At 76.2% G+C, this 4,914-nt stretch carries 1 protein-coding gene; it reads left to right on the top strand.

Annotation, left to right across the window (positions count from 1 at the left end):
• A partial coding sequence (locus E1300_RS47620; protein WP_131763852.1) for a type I polyketide synthase occupies nucleotides 1–4,914 on the top strand: 4,914 nt, incomplete at both ends.

The raw sequence follows: 4,914 nt of genomic DNA, 5'->3' as shown, positions 1-4,914 counted from the left end.
CGGCAGCTGGGGCAGCGGCCAGCAAGGCGCCTACGCCGCCGCCAACCACTACCTCGACGCCCTCGCCGAGCACCGCCGCTCCCAGCAACGCCCCGCCACATCCGTCGCCTGGGGTCCGTGGAGCGAGGCCGGGATCGCGGCGGACCAGACGTCCTTGGCCTTCTTCTCCAGGTTCGGCCTGAGTCCCCTGCCGCCGAGCCTCGCCACCAAGGTCCTGCACCACGCCGTCTCCACCGGCACCACGACCCTCACCGTCGCCGACATCGACTGGACCCTGTTCACCCCCACCTTCACCGCGGCGCGCCCCGCGCCCCTCCTCGACGACCTCCCCGAGAACCAGCGGCCGGCCGCGGCCGGCGGCCCCGAGACGAGCGCCGCCGCCACGCCCCTCGGGCAGCAGCTGCGGGAGGCGACGCCGTCGCAGCAGCATCAGACCCTGCTCACCCACGTCAGGACGGAGGCGGCCGCGACGCTCGGGCATTCCGGGACGGACGCGATCCCCGCGAACAAGCCGTTCCAGGAACTCGGCTTCGACTCCCTCACCGCCGTGCAGCTGCGCAACCGGCTGAACCAGACGACCGGGCTCGACCTGCCGACGACGATGGTCTTCGACCATCCGACGCCGCGGGAGCTCGCCCTGTACCTCAGGGGCCGGCTGCTCGGCGAGCCGTCGGCGGCGCCGGGCGCCGCCGTGGCGCGCGGCGCCCGCTCCGGCGGAGCCGATGACGAGCCGATCGCCATCGTCGGGATGGCCTGCCGGTACCCGGGCGGCGTGCGGTCGCCGCAGGACCTGTGGGAGCTGGCCGCCGAGGGCCGGGACGCGATCGGGGGGTTCCCCACGGACCGGGGCTGGCCCCTCGACAGCCTGTTCCACCCGGACCCGGACCATCCGAACACCAGCTACGTGCGCGAGGGCGGTTTCGTCTACGACGCCGGCGAGTTCGACGCGGCGTTCTTCGGGATCAGCCCGCGCGAGGCGACGGCCATGGACCCGCAGCAGCGGCTCCTGCTGGAGACCGCCTGGGACGCCATCGAAGACGCGGGGATCGCGCCCAGATCGCTGGCGGGCAGCGACACCGGCGTGTTCACCGGGCTCACGATCTTCGACTACCTGACGCTCGTCGGCAAGCGGATCGACGACGTCGAGGGGTACATCGGCACGGGGAACCTCGGCTGCGTGGCGTCCGGCCGGATCTCCTACACGCTCGGCCTGGTGGGTCCGGCCGTGACGGTGGACACCGGCTGCTCCGCCTCGCTGGTCGCGATCCACCAGGCCGGTCACGCGCTGCGGCGGGGCGAGTGCGATCTCGCGCTCGCCGGGGGCGCGACCGTGATGACCACACCGGCGTCGTTCGTGGAGTTCTCGCGGCAGCGGGGAATGGCGCCCGACGGCCGGATCAAGGCGTTCGCCGACGCCGCCGACGGGACGAGCTGGGCCGAGGGCGTCGGCCTCGTCATGCTGGAACGGCTCAGCGACGCCCAGCGCAACGGCCACCGCATCCTCGCGGTGATCCGCGGGTCGGCGATCAACCAGGACGGCACCAGCAACGGCCTTACCGCGCCCAACGGCCCGTCCCAGGAGCGGGTGATCCGCCAGGCGCTCGCCAACGCCGGGGTTTCACCCGATGAGGTGGACGCGGTGGAGGCCCACGGCACCGGCACCACCCTCGGCGACCCGATCGAGGCGCAGGCCCTCATGGCGACCTACGGGCAGGACCGCGCGCCGGATCGGCCGCTGTGGCTCGGCTCGGTCAAATCCAACATCGGCCACACCCAGGCCGCCGCCGGCGTCGCCGGCGTCATCAAAATGGTCATGGCCATCCACAACGGCCTCCTCCCCGCCTCCCTCCACATCGACCAACCCACCCGACACGTCGACTGGACCACCGGCACCGTCCAACTCCTCACCCAACCCACCCCCTGGCCCCACACCCAACGACCACGACGCGCAGGCATCTCCGGATTCGGCATCTCCGGCACCAACGCCCACCTCATCCTCGAACAACCACCCGACCAACCCGACCAACCCGACCGCCCGCAACCGCGGCCACCATCCGGCGACCGCCTCACGCCGTGGGTGATCTCCGGGCATTCCGCCGAGGCACTGCGCGCGCAGGCCCGGAGGCTGGCCGATCACGTCACCGCCCACCCGGAGCCGTCCCCGGCCGACATCGGCTGGTCGCTGGTCACGACGCGGTCGGCGTACGCGCACCGCGCCGTGGTGATCGGCACCGGCCGGGACGGGTTGCTGCGCTCCCTGGAGACCCTCGCGGACGGCGCCCCGGACACCGGCGTCGTGACCGGTGTGGCGGACGCGACCGGGGCGGGACCCGTCCTCGTGTTCCCCGGCCAGGGTTCGCAGTGGGCGGGGATGGGCGTCCGACTGCTGGAGGAGTCACCGGTCTTCGCGGCCCGCCTGGCCGAATGCGAGCAGGCGCTCGCCCCTCACGTGGACTGGTCGCTCACCGAGGTCCTGCGCGGCGACGGCCGCGCCCTGGAACGGGTGGACGTGGTGCAGCCGGCGCTGTGGGCGGTCATGGTGTCGCTCGCCGCCGTCTGGGCCGACCACGGCGTCGTCCCGGCCGCGGTCATCGGGCACAGCCAGGGCGAGATCGCCGCCGCCTGCGTCGCCGGGGCCCTGTCCCTGGAGGACGCCGCCATGATCGTCGCGGTGCGCAGCCGGGAGCTGCGCGCGCTGTCCGGCCAGGGCGCGATGGCGTCCCTCGCCGTGGACGAGGCCCGCGCCGCGCGGTTGCTGGACGGCGCGCCGGACGTCACGGTCGCGGCGGTCAACGGCCCGTCGTCCACCGTCGTCTCCGGCTCGCCCGAGCAGGTGGCCGCCGTGGTGGCGGCGGCCGAGGAGCGCGGATGGCGGGCCCGGACGATCGACGTCGACTACGCCTCGCACGGCCCGCAGATCGACCGGATCACCGGCCGGCTCTCCGCCGCGCTGGCCGGCGTGCGGCCGGGACCGGCGGCGGTGACGTTCTACTCCACCGTCACCGCCGGGCCGCGCGACACCGCCGGCCTGGACGCCGCCTACTGGATCGAGAACCTGCGGCGGCCGGTGCGGTTCGCCGAGACCGTGGCCGCGCTGCTGGCCGACGGCCACCGCCTGTTCATCGAGGCCAGCCCGCACCCGGTGCTCGTCCCGGCGATCACCGAGTCCCTCGACCTGGCCGAGGGCGGCGCCGTCGCGCTGGGCACGCTCCGCCGCGACCACGACGGGCCGGAGCAGCTCGTCCGCGCGCTCGGCCAGGCCTTCGCCGCCGGCGCCGAGGTGGACTGGACGCCCCGGTTCCCCGCCGACCCGCCGCCGCGGACCGTCCCGCTGCCCACCTACGCCTTCCAGCGCCGCCGCTACTGGCTGGACGCGCCGCTGCTGACCGGCGGCGACCCGGCGGGCCTCGGCCTGACCGGCACCGACCACCCGCTGATCGGCGCGGCGGTGGAGCCGGCGGGCGAGCGGACCCTGCTGCTCACCGGCCGGGTCTCCCAGCGGGCCCACGCCTGGGTGGCCGAGCATCAGGTGATGGACAGCGTCCTGCTCCCCGGCTCCGCGTTCGTGGAGCTGGCCCTCCAGGCTGCCCGGCGAGCGCGCTGCGACCACCTCGCCGAGCTCACGCTGGAGAGCCCGCTGGTCCTGGCGCCGGACACCGCCGTCGACCTGCAGGTCGTCGTCGGGCCGCCGGACGGCGCGGGACTGCGGCCTGTCAGCGTCCACTCCCGGCCGGCCGCCGCGGGCGAGGCCGACGAGCCCGCCTGGACGCGCCATGCGACCGGGCTGCTCTCGCCCGAGCCGCCGGCCGCCGCGCCGGCCGCGATCGAGGGGGCGTGGCCGCCGCCCGGAGCCGAACCGATCGCCACCGGGGACCCGTACGACGCGCTCGCCGCGCTCGGCCACGAGTACGGCCCGGCGACGCGGGCGCTCACCGCCGCGTGGCGGCTCGGCGACGACGTTTACGCCGAGGTGGCGCTGCCCGACGGGGAACGGGCCCGTGCCGCCGACTACGGCGTCCACCCGGTCCTCCTCGACGCGGCCCTGCACGCCCTGCTGCTGGACTCCGGCGCGGGGGCGGACGCGGCGGGCGCGGCGCTGCTCCCGTTCGCGTGGACCGGCCTGCGCCTGCACACCACCGCCGGGACCGCCCTCCGGGTGCGGATCACCCGCGCGGCGCCGGACCGGCTCGCCGTCACCGCCGCCGACCCGACCGGCGTGCCGGTGCTCACGCTGGAGTCGCTGGCCGTCCGGCCGGTGTCCCCCGAGCAGATCGCCCGGGCCCGCCGCGGCGGGAGCGGGAACGCGCTGTTCCGGCTCGACTGGATGCCGCTCACCGAACCCGCCGACGGCCCCGCTGGCGGCACCGTCGGCGGCACCGCCGCGCGGTACGCGGTCCTCGCTCCCGAGGACGACCCGCTCGTCCGGGCGCTGCCCGGCGCGGCCGCCTACCCCGACCTGGCCGGGCTCAGCGCGGCCGCCGAGGCCGGGGCCGAGGTGCCCGACACGGTCATCGCCGTCGTCCCCGGCGACCGGGACGCGGAGGACGCAGCCGGCTCACTCGGGCGGCTCCGGCGGACCGGGGACGCGCTGCTGTCGCTGCTCCAGACCTGGCTCGCCGAACCCTGGTTCGACGGCGCGCGGCTCGTCGTCGCCACCGAGGGCGCGGTCGCGACCCGTCCCGGCGACGACGTCGGCGACCTGGCGGCCGCGGCGCTGTGGGGGCTGACGCGCAGCGCCCAGGCCGAGTTCCCCGGCCGGCTGGCGCTGCTCGACCTCGACGGGCGGGACGCCTCGTACCGCGCCGTCCCCGACGCGCTGGCCGCGGACGAGCCGCAGCTCGCGATGCGCGACGGCGGCGCGTTCGTGCCGCGCCTAGTCCGGCACGACGCCGCGGCGGGCGCCGCCCCGGCGGC

This window comes from Actinomadura fibrosa, from assembly GCF_900659615.1.
Taxonomy (GTDB): Bacteria; Actinomycetota; Actinomycetes; order Streptosporangiales; family Streptosporangiaceae; genus Spirillospora; species Spirillospora fibrosa.
This window is presented reverse-complemented; position numbering and strand designations above follow the sequence as displayed.